The organism is Microcoleus sp. Pol7_A1 (assembly GCF_036701085.1).
In the GTDB taxonomy this organism is placed as follows: domain Bacteria; phylum Cyanobacteriota; class Cyanobacteriia; order Cyanobacteriales; family Microcoleaceae; genus Microcoleus; species Microcoleus asticus.
Genome location: NZ_JAUBQD010000090.1, coordinates 1 through 18,645 on the forward strand (window position 1 = coordinate 1; position 18,645 = coordinate 18,645).

Below are 18,645 nucleotides of genomic sequence, written 5' to 3' on the forward strand. Positions count from 1 at the left end.
CTCAGCCCCATAAGGGTTACTCTACTAAAGCCTGGAATCCCCCCAAGAAATGGGTTTCTCCAGAACGAATCGCACTTTCACGTATCTCGCCTTTACCCCTTTATTGACGAGAGTGACCACATTGTTAGTAAAACTTATATGACCCGCGTTGAAGGAGAAAATACAAGGCTTAGGCATTATTTGGCACACATAGAAAAACTCTTTGTTTCTCTAAGTCTCTCTTGATGTTGGCCATATCAATTCGATTAGTCATTTATTACTTAAAGCATAAAACTGTGCCTATTACTAGCTGAAATATGTTTGTTCCTTGCGGGCGTGTTATCGATAGCATACTGCTATTGTGCAACGCCTAATTCAGTTTATCCTCTCCGGGGACTGGAAGAGTTTATTTCTTGGATGTCCCTTAAAGAATTAGTATTAGTTCCTATTTATTATTTAATCCCCTTTTTATTGATGTGTGACAGTTGTGGGTGCGGAATGTGGGCTATAAAAACTTGCCAGGTTAACAGAGCCAACCCGAAATCTGAACCCCGAAATTTTGTCTGTATTCCAGTTAAGTAGCGTGATCGCTCTCGCTATTGGTCGGTTGGACTGCCATCATGTAGATTGGCATATTTACTGCTGTCGTTGAGATACTACTTTGGGGGGCAGCAACTAAATTAGCTGGATTCAAAGAAAATAAACCCCCAGTATTAGCTATTGAAGCAGTTGGATTTGTGGGTTGAACCGTTGTCATTTGCGTTGATTGAGATACAAGCGCCCCGCCAAAAACTGCCGCGAAATATAATGGCACCACAGGAATTAACTGACCCGTTTCCTCTACTTTCGCTTCGCTGGAAACACAAATAATTTGGGTAAGGATTTCCGCAAATCCTCCTAAAGCATCTTTGTCAGTAAAAGCCCGTCCACCCGTCTCTTTTGCTACACGGGCGAACTCAGCCGCTGTTTTGTCTCGTCCCTTGCTCTTAGAGGTGCCAAAATAAGTATGGACGATCGCCCCGGCACTTTTGGCTTTTTCAATCGCTCGATTAGCTGCCTCGATATCCTCTTGTTCGGTATCGTCACCACCTTCAAGAGCTTCGTCACTTAAATAAAAAATCGCACGGGATGCACCATCTCGCCAATTAAAGTGTGCCGAGATATCCTCAATCGCTCTAGCTCCGTCCTCTTGCGCTCCGCCACCAGGAAGTTCGCCGCGCTTGCGACCTCTTATTTCTGTTTCAGCAACTCCGCAACTATTAATTAGATATGCCCGCAAAGTTTGCTGGAAATTGGTATTTTTCCAAGTTCCTTCCAGCCCAAACCACTCAACTCGCAAATCGCTCGGACAGCTTGAACTAGCCTTTTTTATAGCAGCTTCTGCGGCATTGCTCAGGCCTTCAGCTTCGTCTTTCATTGAAACGCTAGTATCGATAACTATCACCAAGTCAACCGACTTATTTTGAGGAGTAGAACTCGTGCTTGACTGGGTGCTAGTTGCTGAAAAACCAACTAAATGCTGCGCTTGCACGAAGTAAACAGGGATAACGGGAACGAGTTGAGGAGTAGTATCTCTATTTCTAGTCGAGCAAATAACCGTTTTCAGAATCTCAGCAAAACCACCAATAGCATTTTGATTTCTAAAACCGTGTCCGCCTGTCTCTTGTGCTAGGCGGACGTACTCAGCCGCCGTTTTGTCTTGTCCTTGGCTTTTAGATGTTCCGAAATAAGTATGGACGACAACTCCGGCATTTCTGGCTTTTTCAATGGCGCGATTAGCTGCCGCGATATCCTCTTGTTCGGTATCGCCACCACCTTCTAATGCTTCATCACCTAAATAAAAAATGGCACGGGTGGCACCATCTCGCCAATTAAAGTGAGTGGAAATATCTTCGATAGCTCTCGCTCCGTCTTCTTGTGCGCCGTTTGCGGGAACCTCGCCGCGCTTGCGACCTCGTATTTCTGTTTCATCGACTCCGCAAGTAGCAACTAGATATTCCCGTAAAATTTGCTGAAAGTTGGTATTGTCCCAAGTTCCTTCAATGCCAAACCACTCAATTCGTAAATCGCAGGGACAGCTAAAAGAAGCCTTTTTTATACCAGCTTCTGTGGCGTGGTTAAGAATGTCAATTTTGTCTTTCATTGAGGGGCTGGTGTCGATGACAATTACTACATCGACGAGGGTAGCCTCTTTTTCAGGGCGAGTGATTGCAGCCATGATTTTTTGTTCTCTAAATAAGTCTTTTTTAACTTTCTGAAAAATCTCACTTATTCGCTAAGACCAAATCCGACCCCGGCGGAATGGCTTTGGTTCTTTTTCTGAAGCTTTTTGATTTTTGAGCATTTGCTGCCACCAAAAGCCATTATTTTTAAGTCCGGTGGCTAACAAATGTTGTTTGGCATCTTCAAGTTTATTGGCTGCTTCTGAGGGATTTTTTGCTTGAGATTCCTGCCCCTCTGTAGCTGCTTCTTTTGGCTGGTTTTTCTCGGAATTTTTAGCCATAGTACGTAATTCTCCACTTTCTGTTAACTACTACTGTTAATACAGAACATTACAGACACCTACATCCACTGGAAGACTTAAGTTGTTGATAACTTCTGTAGGCAAATGCTGCTGGGTCGTTAAAGTTTGCTCCGTACAATAAATCCATGCGGATGCGGACTAAATCTTCTACTGTTCCGTGAATGACATCTACTGCCCGATAAGGATGGATAATATCGGGTCTTTTGACAGGGGGAGAAAGTTTGGGTAATCTCATTTTTCCTCTCTAAGCTAATCAGAATGCAAGTCCGTAGGTTGGGTTAAAAAAACTAAAACTAAATACTTATTGAAACTTAGTTTTGGGTGAAGCTCAGCACAACCCAACCTATTCAAAAAGAAGCATTAATCGTGCAATTAAGGTGTAGACCAAGAACGCACATCGCCCAAGGTAACGGGAATGAGATCGCTTACATCTATAGTAAAGCGGTATACCCTCTTAGCACGGCGACTATTTTCTGGATCGAAAAATTTTAGTTTCACATCCCAACCATCGCTATCGGGGCGGCAGAAGGGACTTTTTTCTACTGTAATACTATCGAGTTCCATGCCTTCTGCTACAGCTTGGGCAAATGTGGAAGCAGCTTGAAAAGCGTTGGTAGCGGCAAAATTTAGTGCTCTGTCTTGAGATGTGGTGCCTAAGTTCCGCAAGTCATAATAAATCCGGTTGAGGAAGCTGCTGAGGGTGCGACGGATGGCATCTTCTTGCGCGTCTGTGGCTGTAGCTCGTACAGTATTTATCGCGGCATTAACTAAGTTGTTGACTTTCCAGCCGTAGAGTCCGCGAATGTTGTAAAGTTCAATTACGGGAACAACTTGTCCGGAAAATAGCTTGACGCTGCGCCCGGGTAAAACGCCAGGGATGCTGACTCGTTCGACGTATTCTGCGTTATCTTCTGGTTGGATTTGTCCGGCAAGTAGTTGTTGCAATACCGCATAGGCATCTCTAGCAAAACCGCCTACTGGTTCAATGGCATAAATTGGAGTTAATTCTAAGTTCAGCGTCCAAATTAAAGCTTTAGCTTCCGAAAGAGTGTCTGCTAAATAATCCACCATCTGCCGCGCATCGTAGGGGTTGGCGGGGAGCGCTGTGTTGTCCATTGTAGCTCCTGGCATCAGTTGCTTAAAGGAGTCGCGCCTTGCTTCACTACCGAAATCATAACCGAGGGTTCCCAAAGCGTAAACCAAGTTCGCATCGGCGAGTTCGCTGGGGGCTTGGCTGGCAGTAACGTAATTAGAGGCACGATTTGACATGGCAACCTGTCTTGGGGTAGAGGAACTTGTAAAAGAGGGTGGATTAAATGTAGGTATGGGTGCGGGAGTCGCAGCAACAACTTCGGCAGGTTCGGTTATCAAAACTTCTTCTGGGATTTGGCTATTAGGTAGGGCATCACTGGTTTGGGGGCTGCCACAGCCACAACCAGAGGCGGAAACTGTTTCTAATTCTTCTGACACGGTTTCTCCTATCAGGTATTGTAAAGCACCAGCAATATTTAATTTGCCAACTAAACAGCGATGGGTATCATCAATTTCGGTTGGCGAACAGGGTATGGCAGTCTCTAGTAAGGCTGTCCTGACTTTTTGGGGATTGGGTTTTTCTCCCCGTTGCAGTTGCAGACTCAGAAGTAAGGCCGCAACTCCGCTGACGATGGGAGTAGCAAAGCTGGTGCCACTGAGTTGGATTGTTCCGCCTCCTGGTTTGGCTCCTAAAATGTTTTCTCCTGGAGCGAGGATGCCTTGGTTTTGGTAAGTTTCTCCCCAGTTACTAAAGTCGATGGGTTTTCCTTGTTCGTCCATTGCACCTACTGCTAGCACAGTTGGCATGGCAGCAGGAACGTGCAAGCATTCGCAACCATCATTTCCAGCAGCGGCAACTATTAAAACGTTACGTTCATTGCACAGACGCACGGCTTTTTCCAGCCAACCTTCGGCTTCCCCAAAGTCGGTGAGTTGTCCGCCACTTATATTAATGATGTGCGCCCCAGCATTGATGGCTTGTTCAATGGCGCGGGATAAGTCGAGTTGCGATAGCTTCAGTCGTTCATCTGCAAAGACGGGAACGATTAAACCGCGACATTTTGGTGCAATGCCCTGCACTGGAGAACCAGGTTGACCAAAAATAATACTGGCAACGTGGGTGCCGTGAGCGGACATGGAACCATCGGCGCTAGCTTCCCCTGCAACTAGGGTAGGCAGTCGCGTGAGGTTTGCCCCTGTAAAACAAGGGTGATTTTGGTCAACTACCCCATCTAGGACGGCAATGCAAATGGTGGAGTCGCCCTTAGTGCTTGCCCATAGTTGTTGTATTCCTGGGATTTGTTTGAGTTTGGGCATTTATTTAAAAAATGCTAAACAACTATGGGCAATCAAGTTATAGATATTACTATGAAAGGCGATATTCTCCTGCTTTTTCATAAAAATTAAATAAAATTCTTTACAATTCGTTATTTTCCTACTTTTTCTAAAAAAATTGCGGCTTGTTTATTAGGAAATTGCTTGACTAAAGTATTGTTTCTAGTTACATTGCCTTTAAAGTTCATTCCCAAGAGTTTGCAATAGCTTCCAGAGTTCGGTAGGCGCAGTCACGCAGCGTGCGATCGCCCACAAATTCCAATCGCCTCCCTCCCCCAAAAAAGCTTTAGTGCGTCAACCACTCTACAAGCGACACACAACCAGCTTCTTCCACAACTGAAGAAGGAAACCACCAGAAAAAAGGAGAAAACTCAAATGGACAAGAAAAACTTGATGCCTCAGCAAGCTCAACCCATTGAGCGTATCACTACTGGACAACTGCCGGATGTACTTGCAGAATTGTCGGAAGAATCTCTGGGTGGGTCTACCTCGAGTGGAGCGGTACTACCCATGAGTGGGGATTGGCCATTAAATGGCCATTATTGTTCCTATGACGGCGAAGAAGACGCGCCGTAATCATCCTGGTTTTACCACTCCCCTTAAAAAATGTCAAAACTCTTTTCGCTCTTCTTTTGGCGCTGGAGTTTGCCTCGATAAATTGACGTACAATCCTTGTGATTTCGGGGCATTCAGTTACCTGGCACGGCGGGCACGGCGGAGGATATTAACGGGACTTAGACTTTTTGAGGTAAGTGGTTGAACCCCGATTTGTTAGATGAACCCCAGCGTTGGGGAGTTGCTGGGAGTCATTCGCAGTCACCCAGTGTGCGATTGCCCCTCAACTAAATCTGTTCAGTGATCGCCTATTTCATCCAAATCGTCTCTCCCGCTAAAAAAGTTTTAGTGCGTCAACCCCTCTACAAATGACACACAACCAGCTTCTTCCACAACAGAAGAAAAAACCACAAAAAGCAGCAAAGGAGAAAAGAAAAATGGACAACAAAAACTTGATGCCCCAGCAGGCACAACCCGTAAACCGGCTCACCACTGGACAACTGCCCGGCGAACTAGCAGAACTTTCCGAAGAAGCCTTGCAACTGCAGGGTGACGGTGACGACAGTACATCAGTACTAGCTTTAGCAGCTAATAGTGATTTAGGCGGGCAGATTTGTTGGAGTTGGGTGTGCTCTTATGACGGAGAAGACGCAGAATAGGTTCCCACTCAAGCTGCATCTGTTAATTTCCTCAAAAATGCCTTTTCTCCTTTAGTGGAGCCTGATTCGCCCTCCGGAATTGCTCGGCAACTGCCCTGACTTCGGGGGGTTTCGGATACCTGGCACCTGCCGAGGAATGTGGAAAGGACAGGGGGAGAAGAGGGTGGAGTAGAGTTCCTAGTTCCTTTTTCGTCGTTGCCTCCTTGGAGGTTTAAGCCAGCTAGGAGTTTATTTCCCCAAGGGCACTTTCTGGCTGGCTTACTTTTCGGTTGGTAGCGGTTACAAAATCCTTGCTAACGAAAGGTTGTAGTTATTATTGACTTTAAAGTTCATTCCCAAGAGTTGGCAATAGCTTCCAGGGCGGCGGTAGGCGCAGTCATGCAGCGTGCGATCGCGCTTCGCAAGTCAGTCGGTAATCGCCCCTCTCGATACACCAACAGCGAATCGCCCACATACAGTCTTCTTTCAGAAAGAAGCGGTCAGACCCATCGACTGAGCAATGGCTCGACAACGGGACATTTACGAACAACCCACTATGGAGAAAAACTCTCATGGACAAGAAAAACTTGATGCCCCAAGTGGCACAACCTGTCAACCGGATCGCTACTGGGCAATTGCCTGCTGAACTGGCTGAACTATCGGAAGAAGCTTTATCCCAACTGGGGGAGGAGGCCTCAGAGAGTGCATCTGTACTACCGAATAGTACCCCATATGGGAGAACCGCGTGTCATTGTTCTTATGACGGAGATGACGCGGAATAAGTTCTGCGCTACGTCGGACTTCTTTTCTCCTCAAAACTGCCTTTTCTCCTGTCAGTTGAGCCTGATTCGCCCGGATGAATCGTTCCGTAATTGCCCTCACCTGGGGGGTTTCCGATACCTGGCACCGTCGTGAGGGGATAGGGAGAGGGGAGACGGTTCAGCAGGGGAAGAAGAGGATGATGATTTTTCTTCCTCTCTTGCTCCCTTGCCCCCTTTGAGGTCTAAACCAGCTAAGAGTTTATTCCCCCAATGACACTTTCTAACTGGCTTACTTTTCGGGTTGTACTGCTTACAAAATCCTCGGTATTTCCGGGCGCATTCCTCCAAGTTGTTGCCAAGGGTTAAGAATGCTGGATGCCACTGGGTTAAGCCATCGTTGGTTAGCTGGTCGTAGCTGCCGTAGTTGCTGAACTCATAGAAGAATCCAGGACGTATTTTTGCAGCCTTGGGATTTCCGTGAATGTAGCGCAGTGTGTTGATTCCCCGCTGACATACAGTCTTCTTTCAGAAAGAGGCGGTCAGTCCCACCGACTGAGCATTAGCTCGACAACGGGACAAAAACACAAACTACAAAAGGAAAAAAACTCTCATGGATAAGAAAAACTTGATGCCTCAAGCGGCACAACCTGTCAACCGCATCACCACCGGACAACTGCCGGACGTACTGGCTGAACTGTCGGAAGAAGCCCTGTCCCAACGGGGAGAGGATGCCTCAAGTAGTGCATCAGTAATACCCGCATGTGGGCATAGTGACGGTTATTCCGGTGGTTATGCTACGCCAAATTGCTGTGCGTGTTCTTATGGCGGAGACGACGCGGAGTAAGTTCCTGGGCTACCCCGAACTTTTTTCCCCTCAAAACTGCCTTTCATCCCGTCTAGGAGCCTGGGTTAGTCCGGATGAATCGTTCCGCAATTGCCCTCACCAGGGGGGTTTCCGATACCTGGCACCGTCGTGACGGGATAGGGAGAGGGGGAGACAGGGAGGTAGGGGAAGAAGTTGATGATTTTACTTCCTCCCTTGCTCCCTTGCCCCCTTTGGGGTCTAAACCAGCTAGGAGATTATTTCCCCAATGACACTTTCTAGCTGGCTTACTTTTTGGGTTGTAGCGCTTGCAAAATCCTCTGTATTTCCGGGCGCAGTCTTCTAAATTGTTGCCCAATTGCAAAAAAGCCGGATGCCACTGAGTCAAGCCATCGTTTGTTAGCTGGTCGTAGCTGCCGTAGTTGCTGAATTCATAGAAGAATCCAGAACGTATTTTCGCCGCCTTGGGATTTCCGTGAATTTAGCGCAGGGTGTTGATTCTCCGCTGACATACAGTCTTCTTTCAGAAAGAAGCGGTCAGACCCACCGACTGAGCAGTAGCTCGACAACGGGACATTTACGAACAACCAAAAATGGAAAAAAATTCTCATGGATAAGAAAAACTTGATGCCCCAAGTGGCACAACCTGTCAACCGCAGTACCACAGGACTTGTACCTACTGAATTGGCTGAACTGTCGGAAGAAGCTCTCCAACTGTATGGCGAGCTAGATAGTGCATCCGTACTACCAAGTAATTATAGGTCAATGAGCTGTTTCACAAGTAGTTTCTGTTCTTATGACGGAGGAGACGACGCAGAATAGGTTCCCACTCTACCTATGTCTCTTAATTTCCTCAAAACTGCCTTTCATCCCGTCTAGGAACCTGGTTAGCCCAGATGAATTGAGTCGCAATTGCCGATACCATCGGCCATCGGCCTTTCCGATACCTGGCACCTGTTGGTTGGGGGATGAGGGGGGGAGGCAGGGGAAGATGAGGATGATGATTTTACTTTCCTATCTCTCCTTGCTCCCTTGCCCCCTTTGAGGTCTAAACCAGCTAAGAGTTTATTCCCCCAATGACACTTTCTAATTGGTTTACTGTTCGGGTTATACCGCTTGCAAAATCCTCGATACTTTCGGGCGCACTCTTCCAAGTTGTTGCCAAGGGTTAAGAATGCTGGATGCCACTGAGTTAAGCCATCGTTGGTTAGCTGGTCGTAGCTGCCGTAGTTGCTGAATTCATAGAAAAATCCTGACCGTATTTTTGCAGCCTTGGGATTTCCGTGAATGTAGCGTAAGGTGTTTAGCACCCGCTGGCGGTCTGAGGCGGGAAAGCCATCACAAAAATATCGCTTCTCTCAGAAGTGTCCCGTGCGGTTGAGCATCCGGTTAAAGCACATGGCGGTATACCAGTTGAGGAAGTGCATGATTTTTGGCAAATCATTGGGTTGAGTCGGTTCAATCAAGTAATGAATATGGTTTGACATGATGCAAACGGCATATAGCTTAAACTTGTATTTCTCAATAGCTTGTTTGATGGCATATAAAAACACCTCCCGGCATTCCCACCGTTGTAGCTTAAATTCTCGGTTGTTACATCAAGTTGTGATGTGGTAAGCATACCCAGGCTGAAGGTTTCTTGGTTTTCTAGGCATTGCTATGAGAGAGTGTGAGTTGTACTGATAACTTGAGATACTTAAACCTTACTGGTTAAAAATCATCAATACATCACTAATTCTCACTAACAAACAAAGGAAAATCAATAATCTAAAAATCCAAAGAACCCATGAAAATACCCCAAATCAAACCTCATTTCCGCATCGAAATTGTTGAACCCAAAAACGTCTATTTACTGAGTGAATATGCCACCTACGCCCTAACAGGTAGCCTTTATTGCCAAATTATTCCTCTGCTCAACGGTCAGTACACATTAGAGGAAATTATTCGGAAGTTAGATGGGCAAGTCGTACCCGAACATATTGAATACGTCCTCGATCGCCTCGATGCCAAAGGCTATCTCACAGATGCCGCCCACAGCCTCACCCAGGAAACTGCTGCATTTTGGAGCCTGCTGGGTGTAGACCCGCAAGCAGTGAGCGATCAATTACTTAATACCCAAGTATTAATTACCACAGTTGGAGCCGTTGATGCACAACCCTTGGTTGAGTCATTACAGGCACTCCAAATTCCAGTGCAAGGGTGGCAACAAGACTCACCCAAGCCCGATTCGGCTTCTCTACTGGTAGTCTTGACAGATGATTATCTGCAACCAGAACTAAGTCGCATCAATCAGATGGCACTGCAAAATCAGCAACCCTGGCTGCTGGTCAAACCAATGGGTGGAATGCTGTGGTTTGGTTCCATCTTTGATCCAGGGGAAACGGGATGTTGGGAATGCCTCGCCCATCGGCTCAACGGCAACCGGGAAGTAGAAGCCTCCATTTTGCGGCAGCAGAAACAACAGCAGGGTATGAGCAATACTGTTGGGTTAACCTCTCCCCCAACCCCTCTCCTACGAGGAGAGGGGAGTAGGACTCCCCCCTTCCCTAGTAGGGAAGGGGAGCTAGGGGGGTTAGGCATTGAAGAAATCGGGTGTTTACCAACAGCAGTTGCCGGGTTGCCTTCGACAGTGCAAACGGCGATCGGATTAACCACCACCGAAATTGCGAAATGGTTGGTTAACCAGTGCCTCCCAGAATCAAAAATTCAGACATTAGCTGGGAAAATCATCACGCTGGATCAGACGAATTTCACCCAGAAAACCCACACGCTCACCAAACGCCCTCAATGTCCGTCCTGTGGGAATCCTGATTTAGTCAGCCAACAGGTCAAAAGTGCGATCGCACTCACCAGCCGCAAAAAGCTGTTTACTCAAGATGGCGGACATCGCGCCTTTACGCCAGAACAAATATTGAAACGCTATGAGCATTTAATCAGCCCCATTACCGGAGTCGTCAGCCAACTCGTGCGGGTTTCTGACCCCAATAATCCCCTCGTCCATACCTACCGCGCCACCCATGCCTTCGGTACTTCTTCCAGCCTGAATAAGTTGCGAAAATCCCTGGGACACAAAAGCCGCGGTAAAGGTAAAAGCGATCGTCAATCTCAAGCCAGCGGATTCTGTGAGGCGATCGAACGCTATTCTGGCATCTATCAAGGCGACGAACCTCGTATAAGTTCTAAGTTAGCTGAGTTGGGCGAAAGTGCCATTCATCCACAAAAGTGTTTGCTGTTTAGCGATACTCAATATCAAAATCGGGAGGAATTGAATCAAAAGGCGATCGTAGACCACGATTGGATTCCAAAACCCTTTGACGAAACGCAGGCGATCGATTGGACTCCCGTATGGTCATTAACTGAGCAACGGCACAAATATCTGCCCACTGCCTTTTGTTACTACGATTACAAACTTCCTAAAGAACACCGCTTCTGTTCTGCCGACTCCAACGGCAATGCAGCCGGAGGAACCCTAGAAGATGCGATTTTACAGGGCTTTTTGGAACTGGTAGAGCGGGATAGCGTCGCCATCTGGTGGTACAACCGCCTTTCTCGCCCCAGTGTAGACTTGGCGAGTATCAACGAACCTTACTTATTAGATTTACAGAATTGGTATCGCAGCCAGCAGCGGGAACTGTGGGTACTCGATTTAACCACAGACTTGAATATTCCCGCCTTTGCTGCCGTTTCTCGCTATATTGGCGGCGGTGACGAACGCATCATCGCCGGATACGGAGCGCATTTCGACCCAAAAATTGCCATTTTGCGAGCCGTCACCGAGGTTAATCAAATTGGATTTGGTGTAGACCAACAGGATTATTCAACTGCTTCAGACTCTGCCTTGTATCATTGGTTTACAAAAGCAACCTTAGCCAATCAACCTTATCTTGCGCCTTGCACTCAGCAACCTGCGAAAATATATTCAGATTACCCGCAGCAATGGAGTGATGATATCGAGCAAGATGTCCTAACCTGCGTGGAAGTCGCCAGACGTGCGGGGCTAGAAATGCTGGTACTCAACCAAACCCGTCCCGATATTGGCTTGCCCGTAGTCAAAGCGATCGTCCCTGGCTTGCGCCACTTCTGGTCAAGATTTGGGGCGGGACGGCTGTATGATGTGCCTGTGAAACTCGGATGCCTGACTACGCCTTTGAGCGAAGACCAAATGAACCCGATGCCAATGGTATTTTAATAATGTCCGATTTCTTCACCCTTTCCTTCCGCCCTGACATCGCCCTCACTGTTGAAAGCGAGCGACTGATACTGCGATCGCCTCAGCACTGCCTGACATTGGAACATCCTCAGCCAGGATTGAGAACTGCCTTAGAACGTCTCAAGGATTCCAGCCAAACTTTTTCCCAACTCCAAGCTGTGATTGCCGAATTGGATGGCATCGAAGCTAGTCTCAACTTTGAGTTTGAGTTGCAGAAGCTAATTAGCCTCGGCTGGATAAGTCATTCCGTTTTACCATTAGCAACTGCCATTGCCATTGCAGAAAATTATCAATTTGTTGTTCCGCCTTTTGATGAGGAACAGCCTTTAATGCTGTCTCGGTTTACCTTTCTGCGCCAAGAAAAACAACAGTTTGTTTTAGAATCTCCCCTTTCCCAAGCAAAAATTATTCTGCTAGATTGGCGGGCGACAGCCCTAATCGGAAAACTGGCTGAAGTTGATTCGCAATTCACCTTCTTAACTTTAGCTGATGGGCTAATTGATGCAGAGATAGCAAGAGCGTTCATGCAGTTGCTCATCGCAACCAAAATGATCCAGCTAGAACCGGAAAGCAAAGCCTTAGCCGAATGGCAATTTCATAACTTGCTGTTTCACCGCCAAACTCGCTTACAACGATTAAACGAGCCGCCTAAAACGGAAATTCCTCAATTTGAGAATAGCGAGCGATCGCACTTTGTCAAATCGCCCATGAGTGACCGAGTAATTTCCTTAGAGAAACCTAACCTAGAAGCGTTAGCTCAAACAGATATTTCGCTCACCCAAGCGATTGAATCCAGACAATCAATTCGGGAATACAGCAACCAGCCGATTACATTATCTCAATTAGGAGAATTTCTCTATCGCTGTGCGCGAGTCAAAGAGGTTTACATTCCTGAAGACGATCCGATGAATATTGGAGAAGTGACGAAACGCCCGTATCCCTGCGGCGGGGCATTGTACGAACTGGAGATTTATACAGTAGTAAATCGCTGTCAAGGGCTGGATACAGGACTGTATCACTATCAACCCCTCGCGCACCGATTGCACCAGCTTGCCGAACAAAATCCAGATGTGGAAGCTTTACTCTATGATGCCTGGAAATCAACTGGACAACAAGATATTCCGCAAGTGTTGCTGATTGTTACTGCTAGATTTGGCCGATTGTTCTGGAAATACCATGCGATCGGTTACGGTCTAATTTTGAAGCATATCGGGGTTTTGTATCAAACATTTTATCTCGTCGCGACAGCGATGAAGTTAGCCCCCACTGCGATCGGTGCAGGTAACTCGCAACTGTTTGACAAAATCGCCCATCTTAACGAACATGAAGAGTCCTCAGTGGGAGAATTTATGCTAGGCTCACTCAAACAATAAAAATCCTTATTTATCATACTTCCTCAATAAATTATTAAACCTCTAGATTCCTATGCCTGACTTAATTGCAATTCCCGGTTTTGCCGAACTTCAAGCCATCACACGCGGCGATTCCCGCATCAAAATAGCTGTTTTGGATGGCCCCGCCGACCTCGAACGCGCTTGTTTTGTTGGCGCAAACTTGAGTAGAATCAAACCCTTTTGGCAACAGACACTAGAGCCAATCGATCCATTCTACATTGAACAGCAACTTAAAATAAATGCCCTTAAAGACAAGAAAAAGGCTTTAAAAAAAGCTTTGAAGCAAAGCGAAAAGGAGAATGCAGATACAGCACCAGCAGCTTCGCAATCCACCGCTGGTGTTACAGCATCGAACTTGATGCGATCGCACGGCTCCTTTAGCACCGTTTTCAATGCTCTGCTAGAAAGCACAGATGCACCAGTAATTGAGCAATATCGCCAGTTAAGTGCCTCCAAGACGCAAAATTTACGGCAAAGAGAAATATCCCCAAATATAAACTATGCTGCCGCCATCAAAGAATTAGAGGCAGAGATTAAAGCTTTAGAAGACACGATTCCCAAAGAAGTGCAAGAGCGTCTAGGTGGTGTATTCCACGCGACTGGCATTTTTTCAGTGATGTTTGGGCAACCTGGTTCCCCGGTAGAGGGAGTAGCTCCCTACTGCACCGCCATTAACATTCCCCTGTTTGAAACAGCAACTAGCGGTGAAGCTCTATCTCCCCTGAACATGGCCCATGCCTTTAACTTGGCATTAGAACTGGGGGTGAATATCATTCACTGTGCTGCCTGCCACCCCACCACAACCGGGTTTGCCCACGAAATGATTCAAAAAGCAGTCAAACAATGTCAGGACAATAACATTCTGATTGTTGCGCCCAGTGGCAATAACAAAGGCGAATGGTTTTGCGTTCCGGCTGTTTTACCCAATGTTTTAGCAGCGGGCATGATGAAGGACAATGGACAACCCGCAAACTATAGTAACTGGGGCGGTCAGTATCAGGAACAAGGCATCCTCGCACCGGGCGAAAACATTCTGGCAGCACAACCAGGCACCGATGAACCTGTCCGACAAGAAGGAACCAGTTTAGCCGCTCCCCTAATGACTGGTCTTTCTGCGTTAATGATGAGCGTGCAATTGCAACGCGGCGAACAACCCAACGCCGAAGCGGTGCGGATGGCTTTTCTCAACAGCGCTATTCCTTGCGACCCTCAAGAAGTTGCAGAACCAGAACGCTGTTTGGCTGGTAAATTGAATATTCCTGGTGCTTATCAATTACTAACCGGAGAACCCTTAATCACCATTCAACCTTCTAGCACAATTCACCCAGAAATCGATGGGGTAGATAATACGGTAGTGCCTGCGAACAATATTGCCCACCTGGAATTCAATTCCCTGGCAAACTCTGGCACAGTCCAACCCTCCAATACAACAGTTGCCACCCTCAGTCAACCCAGCGAAGGCATCACCCCCAGCGCCGCCTCAAAACTCGTCTATGCCTTGGGAACCATCGGCTACGACTTCGGCAGCGAAGCCAGACGCGACACCTTTAAACAACTAATGCCCGCAATCGAAATTGACGGCATCATAATTCCCCCTAATCCCTATGATGCCCGTCAAATGGTCGATTATCTCTCACAAAACCCCAGTGAAGCCAAAGCCTTAATTTGGACGCTCAATCAAGAACTTAACCCCATTTACGCCTTAGAACCCAGACAGGGTTTTGCTGCCGATGTCTACGAAAGATTAATCCTGATGTTAGCGGGACAAATTGAACTTGAAGACAGCGATGATTTTGTCGAACGAATCAGCATTCCCGCCAAAACAGCAGATAAAACCGTGCAGCTATTTTCCGGGCAAGAAGTTCCCGTAATTACCTTAATCAATACAAGAGGAATGTACGGTTGGAAAATCAATAATTTAGTCGAAGCAGCTTTGCAAATTGTCGCTCCTCAAGCACCGCAAGCTGATGAAATTGCCATGCGGAAATCTCTCACCAGCTTCCTGCATCGAGTTTATTTTGATTTCCAAAATTTAGGGCAAACTTCTAAAGACAGGGCGTTGAACTTTTCTGTTACTAACGCTTTCCAAGCTGCTTCGAGCTTCGCTGAAGCTATTTCAAGAGGAATGCAACTCGATACGATTGAAGTAGAAAAAAGCCCGTTTTGTCGGATTAATAGCGATTGTTGGGATGTGATATTAAAGTTTTTCGATCCAGAAAATAGCCGTAGGGCTAAGAAAGTTTATCGATTTACAGTTGATGTGAGCGATCGCATTCCTGTAACTTTAGGCGAAGTTCGCTCTTGGTCTGTGCCAAAATAAATTTGTTGTCAATGACCAACGCCAGATTTCCTGCGTCTATAGAACCCATTTGACATCTTTTCTTAAAAAATAAGGCAGACAAACAAGTCGTCTCACATAACTCAATAGGGCGTTGCTGAATCAAGGTATGATAAACTTATAATGCGAGCGCGGACGCAGAGAATGATTTCTTTGATTTGGATACGGAATTGGAACATCTGCAAATTTTAGATAGTGAATTAGTAATTGAATTGAATATCTTAGCAACTTGCTGTTTAATTTAGAATAACAAAGACTTTTTCGTTTGAGGCGAGCTATCAGGATGCCTTAATCTTGTATTTTCACCCTCAACTCTTATCATATATGTTTTGGGGTGCTTTTCTGATATTCATCGGCAATAAACTTAGGGTAAACTTTCCACCCATCTGTTACATAAAAATGGTATTTCCATTTATTAACAATCTCCCATAGTGGTTCAAAGGTTTTGGCACGCACGGTCGCCTAAAACCCATCCTAGAATACCTGGTTTAAAATGGTCTACTGCTGTCCATAACCCGGTGCAAGTTTTTTTTGAGCCAACAAATGTTTCTAATTCATCTAATTCTCCCACTTGTGGAGTTATTTCTGCCTCATAAAAATCTGGCAAGAGTTTTCCTACTTGTTTGACCCAATTAATGATTGTCGTATGATGCACATTTTTGACTCTCCCAATTGCTCGAAAACCCAGGCCATTGACATACATTTTGAGACATTCACGTTTCACATCTTCAGAATAACCTTTATGAGGTTGATAGCCCTCTATAAATTGTCTGCCACAACCGACACAAATATAATTTTGTTTACCTTTTTTATGACCATTTTTATTAACATGAGTTGACTGACATTCAGGACTTTGCATAAGCTCTGCGTTTTTTGAAGTGTTATTTTTTGACGCTCGCACTATAAATTTATCATACCCTAATTCAGCAACGCCCTCAATAGCCACAAGACGAGAAATCATGGGGCAATGGTGGCAAAAGATCCCAAATCGATATCGCACAGGGCTTACGCTTACAGCAATAGATCTCAAATGGGTTCTATAAGCGTAAGTTCCGCTCGCGTGACAAAACTAAATATTTTAATTTTGATGAAAATGTAAATCCTCCGTATCCCAATTACCCCACTGCAAACTCAGTAAATTGACGCACGTAAGGGGCTTTAAAAGCTAAAACAATATCTTCCTTGGGAACTCCGGCGGCTACTAGCTCATTCGCTATTCCTGCTTCCGTTCTATCCCTCTGAATCCAAAATTTACCATCTTTTATATCAACGTGAATTACACAGCCGTAAACCCGTTTTTGCTCGTCCCAGCCCAAATGAACCACATGATAATGCTCCCGTTCGATATCAAAAAGTAATTGAACTTCTGTTTCAGTATCCAAGTCATTCCTTGAGTGTTGAGACAGTATTGTTTGGATTAATTCTCTGTAGTTTACTCTTTCCATAAAAGTATCCCCTCTTGAATAGCATCAAAAATGAGTAATTTGAGCTGATGCTCTGCGATTAATTCTTGAATAAAACGATTGCTGAAAAAATCATTATACACATCTTGGTTTATTGCTAAATACAAAATTCTATTCGGTTGTTTTTTTCTCAGGGCAGAACGATAACTGAGAAATTGACCCAAAGCTATATAAAAGCTGGCTAAATCAGATGCACCGATAAAAGATTTAATCTCTACAGCAATCTTGAAGCCATCTTTCTCTGCTGCTAAAATTTTCTCCCCTGCTAAGTCGATCAAAAAATCAAGTTCCTCTACCTTGATAAAAAGAGGATCGTGAGTGATGATCCATCCCTCTTTTTCTAAAGCTGAACGAACAGCATTGTGAAAGATATCTTTAGCGGACATATCATATCCACGAAATTGCTTAACCGAGCAGTATTGATTGCCATTCCGCCATCATATCATTACAGCCATTCGCGATCGCACTCTCCAAAAATTCCCCCCACGGAGCATAACTCTCCCACCCACCAGCGATAAAGCGATATCAGGTCATTCACAGCAACTAGCCCAAAAAAACAGGCTAAAGCTGCATAAAGGTGTTCTTCTTCTACGAACAGGATCAAACACACGAGTCCGTTCCTAGACGGTGAGGGTTCACGAGGGAAGAGCCAAATCGATCGATCGCGTGAACCGTTAAAGGCGTAAAATTTAGTATTTATAATACCACTTTGAAAGAGTAAATGCTCAACCGAATTGGAGAGCAACAGCCCGAAACCTTGAATCTGCCCTGTCCGGTACCCCTGACTCAGCACCCGGCAGCAGTGTACCTCGACAGTTTGGGGAGCGAGCGGTCAAAGGCAACCATGAGAGAAGGACTCAATATCATGGCCCGAATGCTGACAGGTAGGGAGTGCGACGCAATGACTTTGAATTGGGCGGCATTGCGCTACAGACATACGGCGGCTCTGCGCTCTGCCCTTGAGAAAAAGTACGCCCCGGCGACGGTGAACCAAATGCTGTGCGCCCTGCGACGGGTGTTGAAGGAAGCTCTGCGGTTGGATTTAATCGACCCAATAGATTACAGTAAAGCGGTGGATGTCAGGAGTATCAAGCAATCGGGAAAAGTTAGGGGGCGCGCGCTAACGCTCTGTGAGATTGCTGCATTGATGGAAAGCTGCTCTGGTAAGACCCCTATTGATGTTAGGGACTCGGCGCTGATTGCTATCTTGCGAGGGGGCGGCATCCGTCGCTCTGAAGCGGTCAATCTCTTGAAGCGAGATTTCAATCTATCTACGGGAGCGCTGTTCGTCCGAGAGGGCAAGGGCAAGAAAGACAGGACGGTTTACCTCCCGGAGTCTGCTTGCGTTTTAGTGTCCGAGTGGCTGGAGTTGAGGGGAGAGGCGACTGGGCCTCTGTTGTACCCGATTCGGAAGGGGGGAGAAATTCAGCGCCGGCGGATGACGGAGGATGGTGTGTTGAAGATTGTGCAGCGGCGGGCGTTTCTCGCTGGGGTGGAGTCTTTTAGTCCCCACGACTTCCGGCGCACGTTTTGCTCGGACCTCCTTGATGCTGGGGTGGATATTGTGACGGTGCAAAAGTTGGCGGGTCATGC

18 protein-coding genes and 2 pseudogenes are annotated in these 18,645 nt (G+C 46.3%); 10 read left to right on the forward strand and 10 right to left on the reverse strand.

The annotated features are described in order from the left end of the window. Positions 1–293, forward strand: a pseudogene (locus QUA20_RS29240) (IS1 family transposase); the annotation flags it as partial. A 260-nt stretch (positions 294–553) separates the two neighbouring features. On the opposite strand, the gene QUA20_RS29245 reads toward QUA20_RS29240, so the two are convergent. The 4 genes from QUA20_RS29245 to QUA20_RS29260 form a co-directional block, all read right to left on the reverse strand. Then, positions 554–2,197 carry a hypothetical protein gene (locus QUA20_RS29245; RefSeq protein ID WP_333193678.1) on the reverse strand — a complete coding sequence of 548 codons (1,644 nt, stop codon included), beginning with the start codon at positions 2,195–2,197 and terminating at the stop codon, positions 554–556. A gap of 57 nt (positions 2,198–2,254) precedes the next feature. Beyond that, positions 2,255–2,482, reverse strand: a complete 228-nt coding sequence (locus QUA20_RS29250; protein WP_333193680.1) for a cyanobactin biosynthesis PatC/TenC/TruC family protein — start codon at positions 2,480–2,482, stop codon at positions 2,255–2,257. A gap of 49 nt (positions 2,483–2,531) precedes the next feature. Further along, entirely contained in the window at positions 2,532–2,738 is a 207-nt protein-coding gene (locus tag QUA20_RS29255; RefSeq protein WP_172192403.1) for a cyanobactin biosynthesis system PatB/AcyB/McaB family protein, read from the reverse strand. 137 nt (positions 2,739–2,875) lie between these two features. Continuing rightward, positions 2,876–4,852, reverse strand: coding sequence for a PatA/PatG family cyanobactin maturation protease (locus QUA20_RS29260; protein WP_333193683.1), 1,977 nt, complete (start codon positions 4,850–4,852; stop codon positions 2,876–2,878). 393 nt (positions 4,853–5,245) lie between these two features. Here QUA20_RS29260 and QUA20_RS29265 point away from each other — a divergent pair, with 393 nt between their 5' ends. Together QUA20_RS29265 and QUA20_RS29270 are read left to right on the forward strand one after the other, a co-directional pair. Beyond that, positions 5,246–5,446, forward strand: a complete 201-nt coding sequence (locus QUA20_RS29265) for a DUF5837 family cyanobactin class RiPP (protein ID WP_333193685.1) — start codon at positions 5,246–5,248, stop codon at positions 5,444–5,446. 347 nt (positions 5,447–5,793) lie between these two features. Further along, positions 5,794–6,084, forward strand: a complete 291-nt coding sequence (locus tag QUA20_RS29270) for a DUF5837 family cyanobactin class RiPP (protein ID WP_445304730.1) — start codon at positions 5,794–5,796, stop codon at positions 6,082–6,084. A 329-nt stretch (positions 6,085–6,413) separates the two neighbouring features. On the opposite strand, the gene QUA20_RS29275 is transcribed toward QUA20_RS29270, so the two are convergent. Further along, entirely contained in the window at positions 6,414–6,536 is a 123-nt protein-coding gene (locus QUA20_RS29275) for a hypothetical protein (RefSeq protein WP_281363587.1), read from the reverse strand. Positions 6,537–6,635: 99 nt separating this feature from the next. Here QUA20_RS29275 and QUA20_RS29280 point away from each other — a divergent pair, with 99 nt between their 5' ends. The 3 genes from QUA20_RS29280 to QUA20_RS29290 all read left to right on the forward strand — a co-directional run bounded on the left by QUA20_RS29280 (position 6,636) and on the right by QUA20_RS29290 (position 8,469). Then, positions 6,636–6,845 carry a DUF5837 family cyanobactin class RiPP gene (locus tag QUA20_RS29280; protein WP_333193688.1) on the forward strand — a complete coding sequence of 70 codons (210 nt, stop codon included), beginning with the start codon at positions 6,636–6,638 and terminating at the stop codon, positions 6,843–6,845. Positions 6,846–7,434: 589 nt separating this feature from the next. Beyond that, entirely contained in the window at positions 7,435–7,668 is a 234-nt protein-coding gene (locus QUA20_RS29285; RefSeq protein WP_172192411.1) for a DUF5837 family cyanobactin class RiPP, read from the forward strand. Positions 7,669–8,256: 588 nt separating this feature from the next. After that, complete coding sequence (locus QUA20_RS29290) at positions 8,257–8,469, forward strand: DUF5837 family cyanobactin class RiPP (RefSeq protein WP_333193690.1); 213 nt, start codon at positions 8,257–8,259, stop codon at positions 8,467–8,469. Between the two features lie 536 nt (positions 8,470–9,005). Here the strand turns inward: QUA20_RS29290 and QUA20_RS32205 are convergent. Beyond that, complete coding sequence (locus QUA20_RS32205) at positions 9,006–9,200, reverse strand: transposase (protein ID WP_445301601.1); 195 nt, start codon at positions 9,198–9,200, stop codon at positions 9,006–9,008. A gap of 233 nt (positions 9,201–9,433) precedes the next feature. Here QUA20_RS32205 and QUA20_RS29300 point away from each other — a divergent pair, with 233 nt between their 5' ends. From QUA20_RS29300 to QUA20_RS29310, 3 genes are read left to right on the forward strand one after another with little or no spacing between them, the layout of a single operon-like run. Beyond that, the gene (locus tag QUA20_RS29300) at positions 9,434–11,836 is read left to right on the forward strand and encodes a TOMM precursor leader peptide-binding protein (RefSeq protein ID WP_333193693.1); all 2,403 of its coding nucleotides are present in this window, start codon (positions 9,434–9,436) and stop codon (positions 11,834–11,836) included. A gap of 2 nt (positions 11,837–11,838) precedes the next feature. Further along, positions 11,839–13,230, forward strand: a complete 1,392-nt coding sequence (locus QUA20_RS29305; protein WP_333193695.1) for a SagB family peptide dehydrogenase — start codon at positions 11,839–11,841, stop codon at positions 13,228–13,230. A gap of 52 nt (positions 13,231–13,282) precedes the next feature. Beyond that, positions 13,283–15,571 (forward strand): PatA/PatG family cyanobactin maturation protease, encoded by a 2,289-nt coding sequence (locus QUA20_RS29310; protein ID WP_333193697.1) that lies wholly within the window; start codon positions 13,283–13,285, stop codon positions 15,569–15,571. A gap of 120 nt (positions 15,572–15,691) precedes the next feature. Here QUA20_RS29310 and QUA20_RS29315 read toward each other — a convergent pair. From QUA20_RS29315 to QUA20_RS29330, 4 genes and pseudogenes are all read right to left on the reverse strand, one after another. Then, positions 15,692–16,448, reverse strand: a pseudogene (locus QUA20_RS29315) (IS1 family transposase). Between the two features lie 256 nt (positions 16,449–16,704). Beyond that, positions 16,705–17,034 carry a XisI protein gene (locus QUA20_RS29320; protein WP_333193699.1) on the reverse strand — a complete coding sequence of 110 codons (330 nt, stop codon included), beginning with the start codon at positions 17,032–17,034 and terminating at the stop codon, positions 16,705–16,707. Next, positions 17,022–17,438 (reverse strand): XisH family protein, encoded by a 417-nt coding sequence (locus tag QUA20_RS29325; RefSeq protein ID WP_333193701.1) that lies wholly within the window; start codon positions 17,436–17,438, stop codon positions 17,022–17,024. The genes QUA20_RS29320 and QUA20_RS29325 overlap by 13 nt, the downstream gene beginning before the upstream one ends. A gap of 59 nt (positions 17,439–17,497) precedes the next feature. Next, positions 17,498–17,662 carry a hypothetical protein gene (locus QUA20_RS29330; protein WP_333193703.1) on the reverse strand — a complete coding sequence of 55 codons (165 nt, stop codon included), beginning with the start codon at positions 17,660–17,662 and terminating at the stop codon, positions 17,498–17,500. 111 nt (positions 17,663–17,773) lie between these two features. Here QUA20_RS29330 and QUA20_RS29335 point away from each other — a divergent pair. Beyond that, the coding region (locus QUA20_RS29335) for a tyrosine-type recombinase/integrase (protein WP_333193706.1) at positions 17,774–18,645 on the forward strand (872 nt) is incomplete at its 3' end.

Coding starts and splice junctions, on each gene's coding strand:
- QUA20_RS29290 (WP_333193690.1), top strand. CDS start 8,257: ATGGATAAGAAAAACTTGATGCCCCAAGTGGCACAACCTGTCAACCGC.
- QUA20_RS29325 (WP_333193701.1), bottom strand. CDS start 17,438: ATGTCCGCTAAAGATATCTTTCACAATGCTGTTCGTTCAGCTTTAGAA.
- QUA20_RS29270 (WP_445304730.1), top strand. CDS start 5,794: ATGACACACAACCAGCTTCTTCCACAACAGAAGAAAAAACCACAAAAA.
- QUA20_RS29245 (WP_333193678.1), bottom strand. CDS start 2,197: ATGGCTGCAATCACTCGCCCTGAAAAAGAGGCTACCCTCGTCGATGTA.
- QUA20_RS29250 (WP_333193680.1), bottom strand. CDS start 2,482: ATGGCTAAAAATTCCGAGAAAAACCAGCCAAAAGAAGCAGCTACAGAG.
- QUA20_RS29255 (WP_172192403.1), bottom strand. CDS start 2,738: ATGAGATTACCCAAACTTTCTCCCCCTGTCAAAAGACCCGATATTATC.
- QUA20_RS29300 (WP_333193693.1), top strand. CDS start 9,434: ATGAAAATACCCCAAATCAAACCTCATTTCCGCATCGAAATTGTTGAA.
- QUA20_RS29305 (WP_333193695.1), top strand. CDS start 11,839: ATGTCCGATTTCTTCACCCTTTCCTTCCGCCCTGACATCGCCCTCACT.
- QUA20_RS29280 (WP_333193688.1), top strand. CDS start 6,636: ATGGACAAGAAAAACTTGATGCCCCAAGTGGCACAACCTGTCAACCGG.
- QUA20_RS29310 (WP_333193697.1), top strand. CDS start 13,283: ATGCCTGACTTAATTGCAATTCCCGGTTTTGCCGAACTTCAAGCCATC.
- QUA20_RS29265 (WP_333193685.1), top strand. CDS start 5,246: ATGGACAAGAAAAACTTGATGCCTCAGCAAGCTCAACCCATTGAGCGT.
- QUA20_RS29260 (WP_333193683.1), bottom strand. CDS start 4,852: ATGCCCAAACTCAAACAAATCCCAGGAATACAACAACTATGGGCAAGC.
- QUA20_RS29285 (WP_172192411.1), top strand. CDS start 7,435: ATGGATAAGAAAAACTTGATGCCTCAAGCGGCACAACCTGTCAACCGC.
- QUA20_RS29320 (WP_333193699.1), bottom strand. CDS start 17,034: ATGGAAAGAGTAAACTACAGAGAATTAATCCAAACAATACTGTCTCAA.